The following is a 19216-nucleotide window of genomic DNA, read 5'->3' on the forward strand; positions in this document are numbered from 1 at the left end:
GGGATACCTGCATCCTAAGGGAGCGGCAGGGAGTGGGCCGGCAAATTCGCCTAGTCTGTAAGGAAGCCAACACGAGGAGCAGCCCCATCATGCGCCAGGTCCGCCGCCAGTTGCTGAGCCTTGTGCTCGGTGTATTTGTCATTGCATTCGCTGCGCTGGGCCTGGCGGGCCCGGCCTCCGCGCATGATGCTGCTGAGTCCACCAGTCCGGCGCAGGGGGCTTCGCTGGCGGCCCCGCCGAACGAGGTTTCCGTGACCTTCAGCAACAAGCCGCTGGGCATCGGCTCGTCCTTCTCCGTCAAGGATGCCGGCGGCACCGAGTGGGCTGACGGCTCGGTGCAGATCGTTGACAACGTGGCTACCCAGAAGCTGCGGCCCGGCGGTCCGGCGGGGATGTACACGGTGGCGTGGCGCGTGGTGAGCTCGGACTCGCATCCCATCGAGGGAACGTTCACCTTCACAGCGGCGTCCGGTGCCGCTTCGGCGGGGACGCCTACAGCGGGAAGTTCGACGGCGGCGGGCGCGGTCCCGGGCATGGGCACCGCACAGCCGGGAGTCACGGAAGAGCCCTCGGAGCCGGCCAGCGCAGGTGAGCCGTTCCAGTGGAGCATTGTCATTTTTGCGGTGGTCGCCGTGGGGCTGCTGGTGGCGCTCGGCGTCATCGCCCGGCGCAGGCTCACCGGGGACGGAGAGGCCGAAGACGAAGGGGAGCCAGGGGACAGGGCCGGGGTGTAGCACCCGTCGGCAAGGCCGGATCTCTCCAGCCTCGCGGCGCGTACCCGGGCCGAAGTCAGCAGCCCAGCACAGCAAAGCTTCCCGTTGCCGGGAAGACGCCGGTAGACGGGTGGGCGCCGTCCGGATTGACCTTGGTGGAGATGGCCTGCCCCACGGTCTTGGCCTGGCGCAGCACTTCTTTGGGCGATGGGGTGATGAGTTCGCCCACTCCCACCAGGTAGATGCCGATGGCCCGCATGGCTGCTGCCACGTTCCGGCCCACGGCAATGCCGAAGTCGTTGAGCATGCGCCGCAACTGGCTGTGGGCGCAGCGGGTGAGCACGATGTGGTCTGCCACCAGGAGGCCGGTGGGGGTGTGCACCTGCCACTGAGGCGCGGCTTGGTCCGGTGCTTCAAGCATGGTCAGCTGGACTGCGCGGGTGGTGTTCCGTACGTCCACGCTGTGGCTTGCGGCGTAATTGCGCAGGTGGCGCAGGATTTCGTTGCGCTCGCGGAGGGTGCCGCTGTCCGCCGCATCGCAGCGCTGCAATGACGTGGTATTCGCGGGCTGGGCCTGGCCCAGGATGTCCAGGCCGTCCACCACGATGGCGTCGACCCGGTGGCGGCGCAGCTCAGCGGCCACGGCCAGTCCGGAGAGCCCGGTGCCAATGACGACAGTGGTGGTCTGTTCGGTCCCGGCATTCCCAGGCATGCTTGACACTACAGTTTCCCTCCTTTGGAGCTTCGGCAGGTGCCGGCATCCTCGCCGGCTCGCGTCCCGTTACCCCCAAGTACGGTCATAGCGCATGGCCGGGACCGAACAGACAGGAAGATGCCGTTGGCGTCCCGGACCAACAATGTCCTGAAGACTACAGAACAAATCCGGCCGTGGATAGCCCAACGAAGAAAACATTTTCTTCGTGTGAAGGCGCTTTCCGGAACCCACCCGAAACGTTGTGGATAACTACGCCCATCCGCCCCTGAACAGGCTTGCTAAGCCATAGGGGACGGAGAATAGTGGGGATCGGGAGCGGTCCTTTTCCTGCCGGTGCCACTGCCGGGCCGGGTGCGCAGGGAACGGCCCGTTTTCTGGCAGAATAGCCGCAACATCAGGCGTATCGCGAGGAGGCGGCCCCCATGGGCTCACGAGAGTTGCATCCGGACCCGGCCCGGGACGGTGGGGGTGGCTCAGCCGCTCCCCACGGCATCGTGGTGGGCGTTGACGGTTCGGACCATGGCCAGTGCGCCTTGGTGTGGGCCGCGCGGGAAGCCCAGCGCCGCCGTCGTCCGCTGCATATCGTCACCGCCTACTCAGTGCCCATCTTCGCCGCGTCCGGCCTGGACGGGGGCTACGCCACGGTGGATGATTCCGTGATCCGTGAAGGCGCCGAGGCCATTGCCCGGCAGGCCTTGGAGAAGGTCGCCGCCTACGACGTGGACGTCAGTTCCTCCGTAGAGAACGGCGACGCCGCAGGAGTCCTGCTGGACATATCCGAGACTGCGGAACTCCTGGTGGTTGGCACCCGCGGCCGCGGCGGCTTCGTGGGGCGGCTCCTGGGATCCGTCAGCAGTGCCCTGCCCGCCCATGCAAAGTGCCCCACGGTGACAGTCCCGTTGTTCTGCTCGGACCGGCTCGGTGAGACCACGGAGGACCGCCGCGTCAAGGCCGAGCAGGCCAAATCCGGGCATCGGCCGGTGGAGAACGTGGTGGTGGTTGGCGTGGACGGCTCCGAGCAGGCCCGCGTGGCCGTCCTCGAAGCAGCGGACCAGGCCGAACGCCTTGGCGCGTCCCTCCGCGTGGTCTGCGCCGTGCCCCAATACAGCGGCTCCCTGGCCTGGGTTCCGGCCCCTATGGACCGCAAGGCCCTGTTCGACGACATCCGGGTCACCCTCGATGCGGGCATGGCATGGCTCCGCAGCCATTACCCCAACCTGCAGGCAGGCTACGAGCTGAAGGACGGCTCGCCGGTGGACGTGCTCGTTGAGGAAAGCCGGCACGTGGAACTGGTGGTGGTGGGTACCCGCGGCCGTGGCGGCTTCACCGGAATGCTCCTGGGCTCAACGTCAGACGGTGTGCTCCACCACGCCAAGGGACCGGTCATGGTGGTCCCGGACCGGGACGACCCCCGCCTGGCCGACCGCGGACGCTTCGGCCCCATCCTGGGCGACGCCGCCTAGCCCGCACCGTTGCGGGCAGCCGGCAGGGAACCGCGGACATGACGCAGGACAGCACAGCTGGTGACGGGCCCGGCGGGCTGGTGCTCGGCCTGGGCCACCTCAGCGCCGGGATGCTGGCGCTGGTGGGCGGCAAGGCAGCCAACCTTGGCGAGCTGCTGTCCGCCGGGTTGCCCGTTCCGGAGGGCTTTTGCCTCACCACTGCCGCATACCGCCAGGCAATAGGCGCCCCCGATGCCTTGCTCCCCGCATTGGCCGGGGTATACGCCACCCTGCTGGACACGGCAGGGTCCGCCCACGGGGATCTGCCCGACGTGGCCGGGCTGGCCGGAACGGCACGGGCGGCAATCCTTGCAGCTCCGGTTCCGGCAGCCGTCGCCCAGGCCGTGGAACAGGCCTACAGGGCACTGGGGCCCGATGTTCCCGTGGCAGTCAGGTCTTCGGCCACCGCTGAAGACCTGCCCTTCGCCAGCTTCGCCGGTCAACAGGACACCTACCTAAACGTCGTGGGAGTACCCGCGGTGCTGGACGCCGTCCGGCGGTGCTGGGCGTCGCTGTGGACCGACCGGGCGGCCGCGTACCGGACAAGCCTTGGGATCGACCCGGCGGCCGTGGCGCTCGCGGTGGTGGTCCAGAGGATGGTGGACGCCGAGACCGCGGGCGTGATGTTCACGGCGAATCCGCTCACCGGCAGCCGCCGGCAGGTGGTGATCGACGCCAGCCCCGGCCTCGGCGAGGCCGTGGTCTCAGGCGCCGTCAATCCTGACCACTTCGTGGTGGACGCCCTGACCGGCAGGGTGCTGGAACGCAAACCCGGCGACAAGGGCGTGGAGATACGGCCACTTGCCGGTGGCGGGACTGAAATGCGCCGGCTGCAGGGTGCCCGGGGTACGGCCTGCCTTCCGGACAGCCAGGTAGTGGGCCTGATGCGGCTGGGGCTGCAGGCCCAAGGGCATTTCGGTGCCCCGCAGGACACCGAGTGGGCTGTCGACGGAGCAGGCGCGCTGTGGCTCACCCAGTCCAGGCCCATCACCACGCTCTACCCGGTCCCCAAAAGCAACGGTGCTGCCGGCAGGGTTCCGCAAGGTGCGTCCGGCCTTGGCGGGACAAGGGCGTACCTTTGCTTCAGCCTCGCGCAGGGACTGACGCGGCCGCTGACGCCCATGGGCCTCGCTGTTGTCCGCCTCATCGCCTCCTCCGTCGCCACAGCCGCGGGCTTCCCTGTTCCTGATCCCCGGGGAGGGCCGTCCCCCTACGCCGAGGCGGGGCAGCGGATCTACGTCGACTTCACCACTCCCATCCGCAGCGCCGTGGGCCGCCGGCTCGTTCCCCGGGTCTTCGACATCATGGAGGCGCGGACGGCAACAGTAATGCGGCAGCTGTTCGCGGATCCCGCCTTTTCGGTGACCACCAGGACGCCCCTCGGACTGCTGCGGCACGTCGGGCCCGCGGCCATCCGTGCAGGAGTCCCCGCCACCTTCCTCCGCGCGCTGGCCAGGCCCGGCACGGCGCTGCGCCGGTTGGACCGGTTCACCCGGACGTTCGAGGCATCCCTGGCTCCCGGCCCCCGCGCCACCGCACTGGAACGCCTTGACCACGCCGAGTCGCTGGTGGGATCACGCCTGTTCCCCATCGTTCCGGCCATCCTTCCGCTTCCCGCCCTGGGCTTCGCCATGCTGGGGATGGCGGGGAAACTGCTGGGAGGCGACCCGTGGGACGAGCTGCAGCCGGTGATCCGCGGACTGCCCAACAACATCACCACCCGGATGGACCTGGAGCTGTGGGACCTCGCAAAGGCAATCCAGGACGACGCCGAATCACGCACCGCCCTGATGACGTGCGATTCCGCCGCCCTCGCGGCCGCTTTCCAGGCCGGGCAGCTGCCCGCGCGCCTGGACGCAGGCCTGGCCAGGTTCCTGGACCGGTACGGCCACCGGGCAGTTGGCGAGATCGATGTCGGACTGCCCCGGTGGTCGGAGGAGCCGGCACACATCCTCGGCATCCTCGCCAACTACCTCCGGCTGGACGACCCCGCCATGGCGCCGGACGCCCAGTTCACCAAGGCCGCCGAGGACGCCGAAGCCCAGGTAGACCGGCTCGTTGCCCAGGCCGCCGCCCGCGGCAGGATCCGGGGACGGCTGGTGCGCGCCGCCCTCCGCCGGGCGCGGCTGTTCGCCGGCTTGCGGGAGCTGCCGAAGTACCAGCTGGTGGTTGGCCTCGGGGAAGTCCGTCGGCAGCTGCTCTTGGTGGGCACGGAACTGGAGCAGGCAGGCATTGTGGAACGCCGGGACGACGTGTTCTTCCTGGACTTCGCGGAGGTCCGCCAGGCCTTGGCGCGAACAACCGGGGGCAACAGGGCGCCGGCCCCGGACCTGCGGGCTCTCGTGGCGGCGCGGCGCCAGGATTACGCCCTGGAGCTCAGGCGCCGGCACATCCCCCGGGTGCTGCTCTCGGACGGCACCGAACCCGAGGCGGTGCACGCCGTCGGACCCGCCGCGAACGGAACCCTGGCAGGCAGTCCGGCCTCTGCGGGAACGGTTACCGCTGCGGCACGTGTCATCCTGGACCCCGTCGGAGCGCGCCTGGAACCGGGCGAGATCCTGGTTGCACCGTCCACCGACCCGGGCTGGACTCCGCTGTTCCTGACGGCAGGAGGACTGGTGATGGAGATGGGCGGACCCAACTCCCACGGCGCCGTCGTGGCCAGGGAATACGGCATTCCCGCAGTTGTTGGAGTGGCAGACGCCACCGGCCTGATCAGCACGGGCCAAAAGATAACGGTCGACGGCGGTGCGGGAACGGTGGTGCCGGAGCGTCCCGGTACTCAGCAGGACGGCCGGGCGTCCAAGGGCACGGACCCACCGGCACGGGCGTAGTCTTTATCTATGGGCTCCGAAAGGCTGGATTCCAGCGGACCGTTCCAAAACATACAGGTGCAACGAAACAGCACCCCAAGGCGCAGGATGTGGCTGCGGTGGCTGCCCGCCGTGGCGGCTCCGGTGGCCATCGCCTCCGGTGCCCTGGTCGGTTCCCTGCCGGCCGGCGCCAGCGATCCGTTGCCCGCCAAGACACCCGCGCAGGTCCTGGAACTGGCAGCCAGCCACCAGGTGAAGACGTTCTCGGGGACGGTGGAGCAGTCCGCCGAATTGGGGCTGCCGGAGTTGCCGGCTGCCGGGAAGCCGTCCGGGTCAGCATCCGGACCTTCGTCCGCAAGCAGCGTGGCCTCGGTGATGGAGTTGCTCTCCGGCAAGCACACCGCGCGCATTTACGTGGACGGTAAGGATAATGCCCGTGTGCAGGTAATGGACCAACTGGCCGAACGGGACGTGGTCCGCCACGGCAGCGATGTCTGGCTCTACTCCTCGAAGGACAACACGGCAGCACACCTGGCCCTGCCCGCGCACACCCAGGACGCTGCCCAGGGGAAAGACCCTGCGCTTGCGGATGAAACGCAGGGCGCACCCGGCATGCACACTCCCGCTGAGCTGGCCCGGCAGTTCCTGGCCAAGGTCGACCCCACCACTGCCGTTTCCGTGGGCCCGGACGTTTCCGTTGCCGGGCGCGCGGCCTACAACCTGCTGATCGAGCCCCGCACGGACGCAACGTTGGTGGGCAAAGTGGCCATCGCCGTCGACGGTGCCAGCGGGATGCCGTTGTCTGTCCAGGTGACGGCGCGCGGTGCGGACAAGCCTGCGTTCGCCTCCGGCTTCACCAGCCTTTCCCTGGACGCACCGGACCCGTCAGTCTTCGCCTTCACCCCGCCGCCGGGCAGCACCGTCAAGGAACGCCCGGTGCCGGAGAAGTCCCATGATCCCGCCAAGTCGCATGATCCTGCCGATGCCCATGGTCCGGCTGCCATGCGCGGCGATCCCAAGGGAAACGTCTCCGTCACCGGCAACGGCTGGGAGACAGTAGTGGGCACGGCGCGTGGATCGGCCTCGGCGGCCGACACAGTGCTGCAGGACCCGCTGCTGTCCCAGGCCGCCGTCGCCGTACCCGGCGGCCGGCTGCTCTCCACGGCCCTGCTCAATATCCTGATCACCGACGACGGCCGGATCTTCGCGGGAATGGTGCCGCCGGAGAGGCTGCAGGCCGCAGCAGCAGCGGCCCAGTAAGTGCGGGCGGAACGGGGGAGTGGCAGCCGGGCCGGGGCTGGCCCGGTGCCTGCCGGCCTGGCGATTGAGACCCGGGGCCTCAGCAAGCACTTTGGCCAGCAGGCCGCCGTCGACCGCGTGGACCTGGCCGTCCCGCACGGGACGGTCTTCGGTTTCCTGGGGCCCAACGGCTCCGGCAAGACCACCACCATCCGCATGCTGCTGGGCCTGGCAGCCGCATCCGCAGGGACAGTGAACCTGCTGGGCCAGGAGATGCCGGACAAGCTTCACGAGGTATTGCCGCGCGTGGGCGCCCTGGTGGAAGGCCCGGCCTTCTACCCCTTTCTGTCCGGCGCCGCCAACCTCCACCGGCTCGACTCCGCCAGCCCACATACCGTGCCTGCCACCCGCAAGGCCCGTGTCCAGCAGGCTCTGGAGCGCGTGGGCCTGGAACACGCCGCAGGAAAACGCGTGCACGCGTACTCCCTGGGCATGAAACAGCGGCTGGGCATAGCCAACGCATTGCTCTCGCCACGGGACCTGCTGGTGCTGGACGAGCCCACCAACGGGCTGGATCCGCAGGGCACCCGCGAGGTGCGCAATCTGGTGCGGTCGCTCGCACACCAAGGCACCACCGTTTTCGTGTCCAGCCACCTGCTGGCCGAGGTGGACCAGATGTGCACCCATGCTGCCGTCATGAGCGCGGGAAAGCTCGTGGCACAGGGACCCTTGGCGGAGCTGCGGCAGGCCGGGAGCACGCGCCTCCGGCTGGTAACACCCGACGGCGGCGCAGCGCGGCAGGTCCTGGCCGGGCTGGGGCTGGCACCCGGTCCCGGGGACCCTGATGCTGCCCAGCCTGGGCGTCCCGTCCTTCCCAGCCGCCAGGAGCTGCCGGAACCCCGGGGCACACAGCCGGACGGGGAGACGATCGTGGCGGCGCTGGGTGCTGGCGCCCCGCGGCAGGCGGTGCTTCCGGAGGATGTCGTGGCGCACCTGGTCCAGGCCGGCGTCCGCGTCCGGGGCTTCGCCGTCGAGCGTGAAAGCCTTGAAGACCGCTTCGTTGCCCTGACCGGGGAAGGATTCGACGTTGCCCAGTAGCGTTCCCGCCGACATACCGGAAACCGCCAAAGCCACCCGGACGGCCGCTGCGCCGCGAAGCTCAGGACTGTCCCTGTTGGGCTCGGAGCTCAAGGTGCTGTTCATGCGCCGGCGGACCTGGGCGCTGCTCCTGGCGCTCGCTGCCATCCCGGTCCTCATTGCCGTGGCCGTGAAGGTTTCCTCCACGGTCCCACCGGGGCGCGGTCCTGCATTCCTTGACCGGATCACCCAGAACGGGCTGTTCGTGGCCTTCACCGCCATGCTTGTCTCCGTCCCGTTGTTCATGCCGCTCGCGGTGGGGGTGGTGGCGGGGGACACGATCGCCGGGGAGGCCAACCTGGGAACCCTCAGGTACCTCCTGGTGGCGCCCGCCGGGCGGGTGCGGCTCCTCCTGGTCAAGTACGCGGGCGCGCTGGCCTTCTGCGTCGTGGCTCCAGTGACCGTTGGCCTCGCGGGTGCAGCCATCGGGGCGGCGCTGTTCCCGGTAGGCCCGGTGACGCTGCTCTCCGGCGGGGTGGTCCAGCCCGCTGAGGCTGCCCTGCGGATTCTGCTGATCGCCGCGTACCTGGCCGTGTCGCTGGCCGGGCTCTCGGCAATCGGACTGTTCCTGTCCACCATGACGGTGGTCCCCGTTGGAGCGATGGCCGCCACCGTGGTGGTCTCGGTGGTTTCGCAGGTCCTCGACCAGCTTCCCCAGCTGGAGTGGCTGCACCCGTGGCTCTTCAGCCACTACTGGCTTGGCTTCGGCGACCTGTTGCGCCAGCCCATGGTGTGGGATTCCTTCGCCGACAATGCCCTGCTCCAGGCCGGCTACGTTGCAGTGTTTGGCGCGCTCGCCTACGGCCGCTTCGTCACCAAGGACATCCTGAGCTGACGACGGCGGCGGGAGCCTTGAGTTCCCGCACCGCCCAGGCTCCTGGTCAGTAGCGGGCAGCGTACGGGTACAGGTCCATGCCCACCATCGAGCTGATGGTGGAAACGGTGATGCCTTCCTGCGGGTTCAGGGCCTGTACTACCTGGCCGTTCCCCAGGTAGATGGCCACATGGTAGAAGTTCGGAGCGGATCCCCAGACCAGCAGGTCGCCACGGCGCGCCTGGGAGATGGGAACGTGGACCGGGGCTGCCGCATACTGCTGCGAAGCGGTTCGCGGAAGGTAGGTGCCGGCCGCAGCGAAGGCATTTTGCACCAGGCCGGAGCAGTCAAAGCCGTAAACGCCCGTGCCGCCCCACTGGTAGAAATACGGCGCGCCCACCTTGCCTAAGGCAACGGAGATGGCTGCCTCGTACGTGCCTGAGCCGGTGGGAGGCGCGGGTGCCGGGGCGGGAGCCGGTGCGGGAGCCGGTGCGGGCGCTGGTGCGGGAGCTGGAGCAGGGGCCGGTGCGGGTGCCGGGGCCACGGGAGCAGGCGCAGGCGCAGCGGGCGCAGGCGGCGGAGCTGCCGGGGCAGGAGCAGGTGCAGCAGGGGCTGGCACCGGAGCCGGAGCGGCAGGGGCTGGGGCTGGTGCTGCAGGCGCTGTGTCCTGGCCACCGCTGTTCTGCCCTGCACTGTTCTGGCTGGGGGCCCGGCCTTGCGCGGCGTTGTCCTGCGCTGCCTTGTCGGCGGCGGCGGACAAGGCCGCAAGACGTGCCTCTTCGCGCTGCCGGTCAAGGGCGTCCACCCTGGCCGACTCGAGCGCCACCGTCGTGTTGCGGAGCTGGGCCAACTGGTCCACCAGGATGGTCCGCTGTGCCTTGGCATCGGCAACAGCCTTGGCCTGCGCGGCGTTGGCCCGCTCCGCCTGGGACTTCCGCTGCTCGGCCGTCTTGGCCGCATCATCAGCGGCTTTGGTGGCGTCCTCCGCCGCTGCGGTCAGGGAGCGGTAGGCGGTTGCCGCGGTGTCCGCAGCTTCGAACGCGCGGCTGCGGCTGGCGGAGAGTGCCTCGAGCGTGGCGGCCTGCTGAAGGCTTTCGCTGCCGCTGGCCAGGGTTCCGAGAGTGGGGTTCAGGCCGCCGTTCCGGTACAGGTCACCGGCGAGCTGCCCCACCTGCTTCCGTGTTTTGTCCTGTTGGTCATGGGCGGACGAGGCTTTGGCAGCGGCAACGGTGGCCGCTTCTGTCCTCTGCTGCAGCTCCACCAGCGCCTCGCTGTAGGAGTTGTTGGCCTGCATGGCCACCGCGAACGCTGCCTGTTGGGCTGCGGACGCGTCCGCCAGGATGCCCTCGATGGCCCTGACCTGGTCCGCCGTCGCGGCCTCACTCGCTTTTGCTGCGGCAATGTCGTCCGGCGAGGGAATCTCCGGCGACGCCGGAAGTGCCATGGGGGCGGACGGTGCCGGTACGGCGAGCGCAGGCGTTGCAACGGATGCAAAAAGTACGACGGCGGCGCACAGCACAGCCGTCCTGCGGCCGGATCCGGGTAAAGCCATCTGCAGAGACCTCGCAACGGTAAGGCTGGGAGTGAGGTTCTGGATGCGGCACGGTGGTGCCCCTCAGCTGCTCGCCAGCAGTCCGAGGCTACGTGACGACTTGCACATTAGCAACAGCAGTCACATCAATAACATAAACCACAACAATGTCATTCTCCATGGAATTCCGCGCGGTGTGTCGGGGTCAGGCGTGCTGGTGTTCCTCGTGCTCGGAGTGGCTGGCAGGCTCCAGCTGGAAGGTGCAGTGGTCGGTATCGAAATGGGAGCCCAGGCAGGTGATGAGCTTGTCCAGCAGCTGGTCGGCGCCCCGTGCGTTGAGCACGCCGTCCTCCACCACCACGTGGGCCGAGAAGACGGGCACCCCGGAGGTGATGGTCCAGATGTGGATGTCGTGGACGTCGGTCACGCCGGCCACCGAAAGGATGTGCTCGCGGATTATCTGCACCTCAACTCCTTTCGGGCTGGCCTCCAGCAGGACATCCACCACGTCGCGCAGCAGGCTCCAGGCCCGGGGCAGGATCATCAGCGCGATAAGGACGGACGCGATGGTGTCTGCTGCCTGGAAGCCGGTCACCATGATGACCACCGCGGCAATGATGACCGCCACCGAGCCCAGGAGATCACCCAGCACCTCCAGGTAGGCGCCGCGGATGTTCAGACTCTCGTCCTGCGCGGTACGCAGGATCAACAGCGACACGAGGTTGGCCACGGCGCCGAGGACGGCGGCAAACAGCATGATGTCCGTGTGCACCTCCGGTGGTGCCCCGAACCGGCGGACCGCCTCGGTGAAGATCACCACGGAGATCACTATCAGGATGAGCGCATTCGCCAGGGCCGCCAGTACCTCTGCGCGCTGGTAGCCGTAGGTCCGTTGGTCGCTCGCGGGGCGGCCCGCGATCCAGGCGGCAAGCAGCGCGATGGTGACGCCGGCGGCGTCGGAGAGCATGTGCCCCGCGTCTGCGAGCAGGGAGAGCGAACCGGAGAGCACCGCCCCCACGATCTGGATAAGGACGACGCCAAGCGTGATCCCCAGGACGGCCACCAGCCGTTTCCGGTGCCGCCCGGTGGCGGTGATTCCGTGGCTGTGGCTGTGGTCGTGTCCCATGCTTACAAGGCTAGCCCCAGCCCAGCTCGTGCAGCCGGTCGTCCGAAATGCCGAAGTGGTGGGCGATTTCGTGGACCACGGTGACGGCCACTTCGTGAATCACGTCCTCCCGGGAGGCGCAGATCGCCAGGATAGGTTCGCGGAAGATGGTGATCCGGTCCGGGAGGGACCCGGCGTCCCACCATGAATCGCGCTCCGTCAGCGGGACGCCTTCGTACAGTCCCAGCAGGACGGTGTCCGGATCTTCCCCCGGCGCGGGCACGTAATCGTCGTCGATGAAGACCGCCACGTTGTCCATGGCACGGGCCAGCCGTTCCGGGATGCTGGCCAGGGCGTCCTGGACTGCCACCTCGAACTCGTCAGGAGGCATGGTGAACCCCGGCGGCCCGTGCGGGCCGTCGGGAATGATGGGCAGTCCCCGGGGGAGGCTGGCTGGCATACCCCGACTCTAACGCGCAGGCCGCTGCTGGTTGCGGGGCGCCCGAGTCCTGCGCCGGGTCAGTCCCACTCCCACCAGGCATACCAGCCCGCCCACCAGCCCCCAGGCTGTGGGGATCTCACCGAGCAGCAGCCAGGAGATGAGGACAGTGGTCCCGGGCACCAGGTAGGTGGTGGCGGCCAGCTTCCCGGCGTCCACCAGTGACAGCGCGTAAGCCCACGTGGTGAAGGCGATGGCAGTGGGAAAAACGCCAAGGTACACCAGTGCCCAGGTGGCCTGCGGAGGGGCGGCCTGCACTTCGGACGCCAGTTGCCCGGCGAACGGCAGGCAGCACAGTGCGCCCACCACGATGCCGAACCAAGTGGCCTGCGCCGCAGGGAACTTCCGCACTACCGGCTTCTGGATGATGACGCTGACTGCGGCGAGTACCGCCGCGAGGAGGCAAAGCGCCACGCCTGCCAGGTCCGTCGTCGAACTTTCCCCCGGGGTACGCGGCTGCCCCGAGCCCAGGGCGATCAACGCCACGCCCGCGAACGCCACGGTGCTGCCGATGAGCAGCCACCGCGGGAAGCCCTCCTTGAGGAAGACGCCGGCCATGATGGCCACCAGGATGGGATTGACATTGATCAGCAAGGCGCTGGTGCCTGCGTCCAGGATGTGCTCTGCGGCGTTCAGGGCAACGTTGTAGCCGCCAAACCACATCACGCCGTAGGCAAGAATGGGCAGCCATTCGCGCCCCTGGGGCAGCACCCGGCTCCTGAGCAATTGCGGTACCACCAGGACGCCCAGAACGACGGCGGCAACCGCCAGCCTGCCCAGCGTCAGCGAGCCGGGGGAGAAGTGCGGGCCGATGGCGCGGATGCCGACGAAGGCGGAGGCCCACAGCACCACGGTAACCACCATGGCCGCCACGCCAAGCGCCTTCACGGGTGCAGCTGCTGCTGCGGGCGGAGTCAGAGGTTGGCGGGCGGGACTGGTGGAAGGCATGAGACAAATGTACGGCGGGCGCAGGCACCAGGCTGGCGGAAATCGGCCACGTCGGTGCCCCCGGGCTAGGATGCGGACCATGTCCTCTCCTTCGGTTCCCGCCCGTGATACCCCGCGCCTTGTCAGGAAGATCATCTGGATCGCACTGGCTGTCATTGTCCTGGGCGGCGTTGCCTGGTACGCCATCTTCACCGCCACCAAACCGCAGCAGGCAGCGCTCCCGGCCGCCGGCGCTGAACAATTGGTCCGGGCTGACAGCCACCGGCTCACCACACCCGCCGAAGAGAAAGCCCAGCTGGTGGAGTTCCTGGACTTCGAGTGCCCGTCCTGCGGCGCAGTCCATCCTTTCGTGGAGGAGCTCAAGGCGGAGTTCGGGGACAGGATTACGTTCGTCAACAGGTACTTCCCGCTGTCTGCCCACCCCAATTCCGGCCAGGCGGCCTTGGCGGTGGAAGCGGCTGCGCAACAGGGCCAGTACCAGCAGATGGCCGCCAAGCTGTTCGAAAACCAGTCGGCGTGGGCCGGCAGCCAGCAGTCGCAGGCCCCGCTTTTCCGTACCTACGCTGAGCAGCTGGGGCTGGACCTGGTGCAGTTCGATGCCGTCGTCGCAGACCAGAAGACGGAGGATCGCATCCTGGCCGACATCGCAGACGGCAATGCCCTCGGGGTCAGCGGCACGCCCACGTTCTTCCTCAACGGCGGGAGGCTGACGCTGTCCACCAAGGCGGACTTCCGCCAGAAGCTGGCAGATGCCGTCAAGTAGCGCTGCACCGCGCTGACACTGCCCCGGGCGGGAGGTGGCGCTATGTCCCGCCAGCCCAGGCAAGGAGCTTGTCCACTGGCCAGGTGGTGATGATCCGATCGGGCGGCACGTCGTTGCGGGCTGCCCGTTCGGCACCGTACTGCAGGAAATCCAGTTGCCCCGGTGCGTGGGCGTCGCTGTCGATCGAGAACAGGCAGCCGGCCTCCAGTGCCAGCTGGATCAGGGCGTCGGGCGGGTCCTGCCGCTCGGGGCGGGAATTGATCTCCACGGCAACGTTGTGTTCCGCGCACGCTGCGAACACTTCCTTGGCATCGAATTCCGACGGCGGCCGCGTCCCGCGTGAGCCTTCCACCAGCCGGCCGGTGCAGTGGCCCAGGACGTTGGTCTGCGGGTCCTGGATGCCGCCCAGCATCCGGGTGGTCATGGTCTTCCGGTCTGACCGGAGTTTTGAGTGGACGCTGGCCACCACAACGTCCAGGCGCTCCAGCAACTCCGGCTCCTGGTCCAGTTCGCCGGATTCCAGGATGTCCACCTCAATGCCGGTCAGGAGCCGGGTTCTTCCGCCGTTGCCGTTGATGCCTGCCACCACGTCCAGCTGCTCCCGCAGGCGCCCGGCTGACAGCCCGTTGGCGATCGTGAGGTTGGGGGAGTGGTCGGTCAGGGCCAGGTATTCCCTGCCCAGCACCTCAGCGGCGGCCAGCATCAGCTCAATGGGGGAGCCGCCGTCGGACCATTCGCTGTGGCTGTGCAGGTCGCCACGCAGCGCGGCCTGGATGTCCGTCCCGCCGGACGCCAGCGGCTGGCTGCCCTTCTCCCTGAGGTCCGCCAGGTAGTCGGGGACCTGCCCGTCCACGGCCTGCCGGATCACCGTGTAGGTCCGATCTCCGATTCCCTTCATGGACTTCAGCCGGCCGCTCCGGGCGCGGGCGGCCACTTCGTCCGGGCCGAGGGGGTCGATGGCGGCCGCCGCCTTACGGAAGGCCTGGACCTTGAACGTGGCGGCGCGTCCGCGCTCCAGCCAGAAAGCGATCTCGTTGAGCGCAGCGACGGCATCCATCCGTCCATCTTTACCCGGACTGCGGCCCAACGGCGCGGTTTTTCGCCGATTTTGGAATATTCCCGGTTAGCCCCTATAGTTTTAGAGTCCAGTTCGGAGAAACGCAGAGGACAAAGACGGAAAGCCCAGCTTGACGCCTTTTATTTTGTTCCGAACGGGTTCTGGCCCCCATCGTCTAGCGGCCTAGGACACCGCCCTTTCACGGCGGCGGCACGGGTTCGAATCCCGTTGGGGGTACGCAAGGAACTGGTCAAGCAGGCTAAAAAAGTCTGGTAGGCTGGAAGCCTTGAAAAAAGCGGTAGAGATACTGCAAAGCAAGAAACGCAAGGCCCTGTAGCGCAGTTGGTTAGCGCGCCGCCCTGTCACGGCGGAGGTCGCGGGTTCAAGTCCCGTCAGGGTCGCTCTGATTGTTGGAAGAAATTCCGGCTGTCATGGTGACTAGTCACCTAGGCTCTGTAGCTCAGTTGGTAGAGCGTTCGACTGAAAATCGAAAGGTCACCGGATCGACGCCGGTCGGAGCCACCAGCTAAAACCCCGTTGTTCCCCGCAATACAAGGGAACGACGGGGTTTTTTCGTCCAGCACAGGCATGCAAAATTCGTCCTGAGTCGGACAGGTTCAGGTTCCTTCTGAAGCGAACCTCTGGTATCGCCTTGGTAGACGAGCGGCAGTTGAAGCAGCCTGGCGGCTGCGGACAAGCGCTGGAGGACGACGTGATGGGTGAGGTTGCAGGGGATGCTTCCGCTTGCTCGGCGCGCAACCCTCCGCCTACATATGTGAGCTGAAATTTTTGGAACCTGAGATGAGGAGTTGGCTGGCAGGATGAGCGAGCAGTTGTTTGATTTTGGGGACGACACTAGTGCTGATGCTCCGGTGACAGAGAGCAAAGACTTCCCCATTCGCGATTACCAGGTGGCGCAGATCCGCGACGCGTTCTCCCATGCGGGGGTGATGGACCAGGCTGAACGGAAGTCGATTATCGAGTCGTGCGTTTTTCGCGAAGTTGCATCAGTGCGGGACGTGCGTGCGGACGAGGTACGACGGATACTACAACGTATCGATCAGCGTGTGCGGGCGGCAGGACGTCCAGCAGGCGGCAGCGCTTGGGATGATCGCGAAGAAGACACTTGGATAGACAAGTTGTAGTTTGTGCACGCTTGGACGGGCTTTCCGAAGCTTGGGGCCGGTTCCCTCGAAGCATTGTCAGTGCCTGCTGTTAGGTTTCTTGCATGACCCGGCGGGAAGGGGGCGCGCGTAATGCGGAACTATAAGAAGTCGGAATGTCAGACGGGTCGGCGCGCCCTGTAGTTACGATTGAGAACTGGGCGGCCGGAGGAGTCCGCCCAGGCTACGACATCTCGTATGTCCCAGAGGGCGCCACCTCGCAGTAAAACGACGGGCTTGGGGAATCCTACGGACCTGACTTTCCAGGTGTTGACAGTATTCGAATTTACGCCGAGCACCTCCCCGACTTCGGCTGCTCCAGCGAGGAACTGAACGTCTTCCATCTGACAAAGGTATCTCGGGAGTTAGAGCGTTGTGATCAGACAAACCGTCGGAGATGTCTTACACTGAGACCAGACACAGCGACGCATTAGCTGTCGTTAGAACTTCTATGAGGACTTACATGGCACAGGCTGTACCCGAACAATCGGAGCTAGCACCGTTTGCTACCGGCCACCGCGGCCTGCAGAGGTGGACCCTATACAACGGTGACTGTCATGCGGTGTTGCCGGAACTGGCCCCTGAGTCCGTCGATTGTGTCGTCACGTCGCCCCCGTACTTCTGGCAGCGCGACTATGACGTCGATGGCCAGTTCGGCATGGAGCCCTCTATCGATGGGTTCGTCGATAACATAGTCCAAACTTTCGAGGCTTTGAAACCCGCGCTCAAGGCCAGTGGCACAGTGTTTCTGAACTTAGGCGACACGTACTACAGCGCCAAGGGGCGGCCGCACGGTGAAGACAAGAAGCATAAAAGCCGGCGAATGTCGCAACTGCGGGCCGTTGACGGACCGGGGCTCGGATTACCACGAAAGTCATTGATCGGCATGCCGTGGCGTACCGTGCTCGGCTTGCAGGAGGCCGGATGGACCCTGCGGAGCGACATCATCTGGGTTCGTAATTCCGCTATACCCGAACCCACCGCCAAGGACCGCCCTTGGAGGAAGTTTGAGCACATCTTTCTCCTAAGCAAGAGTCCGCGTTACTTCTTCAACAGGGAAGGCCTTGCGGGCGAGGAGGATGTTTGGTTTATCGAGCCGGAACGCAAGTCCCTGGCAAGAGGGACGCACTATGCTCCTTACCCGCGCGACCTTGTACGAAGGGCAATCTCGGCCGGTTGCCCTGAGGGGGGCGTAGTGTTGGATCCCTTTGTAGGTGGAGGAACCACCATGGACGTAGCCTTGGACGAGGGTCGAGATGCCATCGGGATTGAGCTTAATCCTGCGTTCGCAGCGGGGATTGCTGCTGCTTTGTAATCAAGGTTGAATAGATTGATAGCCTGTCCACGTGCCATACGTGAGCCTGGAACTCCTACAACTGTCTGCCGCTGAACTTCGCGGATGCCATCCGCTAACCCTGATCAGCATTCCGGCGCTGTTGCGTCAGGCATCGATCGATCGCTCAGCTCCTACGGAGCTTCGCCCATTTGGCAGTGGGCAGGAGAATGCTCTACTCAAATGTTTTCGTGTAACAGAGGGTCCCCGGCCATTTGTCGGAGTGTGGAATGAGAAAGTACCGCCCCAGTTGGTCCGCGCGGATTACGCTGGGTCAACTCTTCAGCGACAGAGGACGCGAGACTCAGAGGCCAGGGCAGCCTTCGTCGATGACAGTAGCGCATCGAAGAAAAAACGGGAGAAGTTCGCTTTGAAGGCCGATGCCGGCAGCGCCCTGTTGGCCATCAACGTTAGGACCGTACCTAAAGCGGCTCTCGCCGCTTGGCTCAGCAGGGATCACGAATTTGCTCCCGGGGCGACAATGCAAGATCTCACGTCCTGGTTTGAAGAAGAATTCCCTACAAAGGGCACCGACCTTGACCTTCTCTACTCGAGCGAGGTTCCAGCCGAGCTCCAAAATGTACAACCGTTTTCCAATGAAAAACCTTCTGCCGACGAAATAATTGACGCGTTACAGATCGATGTGGAAGACGCCCGCCGTCATAAACGTGGAGGTCTAAGCGCAGCTGTTGTCGAAGAGCTGGAAGACGAGGGCTCTATGGATGACTTTCTCTGGACGCGAAACTCGGTAGTGGAGCCGCTGCGAGATGCTGATGTGGAGGGGATAAGCAAGAGGGCATTGGACATACTCAATGCACGTCACGTCTTGCTCCCGGACGCGGAGAACTTGGTTCGACGATGTGTTATCGCTTTACTTGGGGGACATCTAGTGCTTCAGGGGCCTCCCGGCACCGGCAAGACGACCCTGGCGAGGGCTCTGGGTGAGGCCTTCAATGTCGAATTGTTCGAGTCCACAGCAACTAGTGATTGGTCACCATTTCACGTTATCGGCGGGTTCCGCCCAAACGCGGACGGCGGGTTGATGCCTGTCTATGGAAAGATGACAGAGGCAATACTTAGGTGCGCGGACGTAGTTCGAGCTGAGGTCAAGAGCAACGAAGTTGCTGCTCCTGAAGAAGCCCAAGTTCCCAGTGACTCCTCGCGAAAGCAAGCAACTTGGTTGTTCATTGATGAGTTCAATAGGGCGGACATAGATAAGGCCATCGGTTCGCTTTACACGGTCTTGTCCTCCATCGACTCAGGTCATCTCGATCGTTCACCTATAGATCTGTGGTTTGAGGAGGATCCCCGCAGCCAACAGCTTTGGGTTCCGGCTCGTTTCCGTATTATCGCGGCGATGAACGATTTGGACACGTCCTACGTCAATTCACTTTCGCAAGGGCTAAAAAGGCGCTTCCGCTTTGTCACCGTGGGCGTTGTAGGCCTCCGCGGCACGACGGAGTTGCCCGTCTCGACGGAACTTCTTGCGGCTTTTAGAAACGCTTACGATTGGCTGTCTCGCACTTATGGAAAGACAGTGTCCATGGAAAATTCGGAAGATACACTGGCCAAAGTACAGCCGGCGATGGAGACGTTGCAGCAACTGGTAGACACTTTGAGGACGAGTACAGAGGACGGGCCGGGGCTCCCTCTAGGAACAGCGCAAGTCGTAGATGTAATGAGAATGATGCTTCTGGCAGTGGTAGGGGGCGGCAAGGATGCAGCAGGTGCTCTCGATCTAGCTGTAGCGGATGGCGTTGTCCCTCAGATGTCTAATGTCTACATAGGCCAGGGACAGCAGCTCAATGAACTCATGGGGCAGCTCAAGCTCCCCCTCTCTGCCTCGGCTCTAGCGGATCTGTTGCTTCTTGGGTCGGCCTGAGT

General features: G+C 65.8%; 16 protein-coding genes and 3 tRNA genes. 13 read left to right on the forward strand and 6 right to left on the reverse strand.

The window, feature by feature from the left end; all coding sequences use genetic code 11:
- Positions 1-89: 89 nt before the first annotated feature.
- Positions 90-734: a copper resistance CopC family protein gene (locus ACTHQS_RS13405; protein WP_440169709.1), complete on the forward strand. Its 645-nt coding sequence runs from the start codon at positions 90-92 to the stop codon at positions 732-734.
- 55 nt (positions 735-789) lie between these two features.
- Here ACTHQS_RS13405 and ACTHQS_RS13410 read toward each other — a convergent pair whose 3' ends face one another.
- A complete protein-coding gene (locus tag ACTHQS_RS13410; protein ID WP_440170128.1) occupies positions 790-1425 on the reverse strand; it encodes an NAD(P)-binding protein in 636 nt (211 codons plus the stop codon).
- Between the two features lie 425 nt (positions 1426-1850).
- Between ACTHQS_RS13410 and ACTHQS_RS13415 the strand changes: the two genes are divergently transcribed.
- The 5 genes from ACTHQS_RS13415 to ACTHQS_RS13435 all read left to right on the forward strand — a co-directional run bounded on the left by ACTHQS_RS13415 (position 1851) and on the right by ACTHQS_RS13435 (position 8954).
- Positions 1851-2891, forward strand: coding sequence for a universal stress protein (locus tag ACTHQS_RS13415; RefSeq protein ID WP_440169712.1), 1041 nt, complete (start codon positions 1851-1853; stop codon positions 2889-2891).
- Positions 2892-2929: 38 nt separating this feature from the next.
- Positions 2930-5764 carry a PEP/pyruvate-binding domain-containing protein gene (locus ACTHQS_RS13420; protein ID WP_440169715.1) on the forward strand — a complete coding sequence of 945 codons (2835 nt, stop codon included), beginning with the start codon at positions 2930-2932 and terminating at the stop codon, positions 5762-5764.
- An 87-nt stretch (positions 5765-5851) separates the two neighbouring features.
- Entirely contained in the window at positions 5852-7003 is a 1152-nt protein-coding gene (locus ACTHQS_RS13425; protein ID WP_440170130.1) for a LolA family protein, read from the forward strand.
- Between the two features lie 45 nt (positions 7004-7048).
- Positions 7049-8080, forward strand: coding sequence for an ABC transporter ATP-binding protein (locus tag ACTHQS_RS13430; RefSeq protein ID WP_440169717.1), 1032 nt, complete (start codon positions 7049-7051; stop codon positions 8078-8080).
- On the forward strand, positions 8070-8954 hold the full coding sequence (locus ACTHQS_RS13435) for an ABC transporter permease (protein ID WP_440169719.1): 885 nt from the start codon (positions 8070-8072) through the stop codon (positions 8952-8954). Before ACTHQS_RS13430 ends, ACTHQS_RS13435 begins: the two co-directional genes overlap by 11 nt.
- Positions 8955-9000: 46 nt before the next feature.
- On the opposite strand, the gene ACTHQS_RS13440 is transcribed toward ACTHQS_RS13435, so the two are convergent.
- From ACTHQS_RS13440 to ACTHQS_RS13455, 4 genes are all read right to left on the reverse strand, one after another.
- Complete coding sequence (locus ACTHQS_RS13440; protein ID WP_440169721.1) at positions 9001-10485, reverse strand: C40 family peptidase; 1485 nt, start codon at positions 10483-10485, stop codon at positions 9001-9003.
- A 184-nt stretch (positions 10486-10669) separates the two neighbouring features.
- Positions 10670-11590 carry a cation diffusion facilitator family transporter gene (locus ACTHQS_RS13445; protein ID WP_440169723.1) on the reverse strand — a complete coding sequence of 307 codons (921 nt, stop codon included), beginning with the start codon at positions 11588-11590 and terminating at the stop codon, positions 10670-10672.
- 10 nt (positions 11591-11600) lie between these two features.
- Positions 11601-12029, reverse strand: coding sequence for a metallopeptidase family protein (locus ACTHQS_RS13450; protein ID WP_440169725.1), 429 nt, complete (start codon positions 12027-12029; stop codon positions 11601-11603).
- A 9-nt stretch (positions 12030-12038) separates the two neighbouring features.
- Positions 12039-13016, reverse strand: coding sequence for a DMT family transporter (locus tag ACTHQS_RS13455; protein WP_440169727.1), 978 nt, complete (start codon positions 13014-13016; stop codon positions 12039-12041).
- A gap of 79 nt (positions 13017-13095) precedes the next feature.
- Between ACTHQS_RS13455 and ACTHQS_RS13460 the strand changes: the two genes are divergently transcribed.
- Complete coding sequence (locus ACTHQS_RS13460) at positions 13096-13779, forward strand: DsbA family protein (protein ID WP_440169730.1); 684 nt, start codon at positions 13096-13098, stop codon at positions 13777-13779.
- Between the two features lie 40 nt (positions 13780-13819).
- Here ACTHQS_RS13460 and ACTHQS_RS13465 read toward each other — a convergent pair whose 3' ends face one another.
- Positions 13820-14836, reverse strand: a complete 1017-nt coding sequence (locus ACTHQS_RS13465) for a PHP domain-containing protein (protein ID WP_440169734.1) — start codon at positions 14834-14836, stop codon at positions 13820-13822.
- Positions 14837-15000: 164 nt separating this feature from the next.
- On the opposite strand from ACTHQS_RS13465, the gene ACTHQS_RS13470 reads away from it, so the two are divergent.
- From ACTHQS_RS13470 to ACTHQS_RS13495, 6 genes are all read left to right on the forward strand, one after another.
- Positions 15001-15073, forward strand: a tRNA-Glu gene (locus ACTHQS_RS13470).
- 90 nt (positions 15074-15163) lie between these two features.
- Positions 15164-15237: transfer RNA gene (locus tag ACTHQS_RS13475), tRNA-Asp, on the forward strand.
- Positions 15238-15285: 48 nt separating this feature from the next.
- Positions 15286-15361: transfer RNA gene (locus tag ACTHQS_RS13480), tRNA-Phe, on the forward strand.
- Between the two features lie 296 nt (positions 15362-15657).
- On the forward strand, positions 15658-15981 hold the full coding sequence (locus ACTHQS_RS13485) for a hypothetical protein (protein ID WP_440169736.1): 324 nt from the start codon (positions 15658-15660) through the stop codon (positions 15979-15981).
- Positions 15982-16462: 481 nt separating this feature from the next.
- A complete protein-coding gene (locus ACTHQS_RS13490) occupies positions 16463-17314 on the forward strand; it encodes a DNA-methyltransferase (protein WP_440169738.1) in 852 nt (283 codons plus the stop codon).
- A gap of 388 nt (positions 17315-17702) precedes the next feature.
- A complete protein-coding gene (locus ACTHQS_RS13495) occupies positions 17703-19214 on the forward strand; it encodes an AAA family ATPase (protein ID WP_440169741.1) in 1512 nt (503 codons plus the stop codon).
- The last annotated feature ends 2 nt before the right edge of the window (positions 19215-19216 follow it).

This window comes from Arthrobacter sp. SAFR-044 (genome assembly GCF_051965175.1).
Classification (GTDB): Bacteria; Actinomycetota; Actinomycetes; order Actinomycetales; family Micrococcaceae; genus Arthrobacter.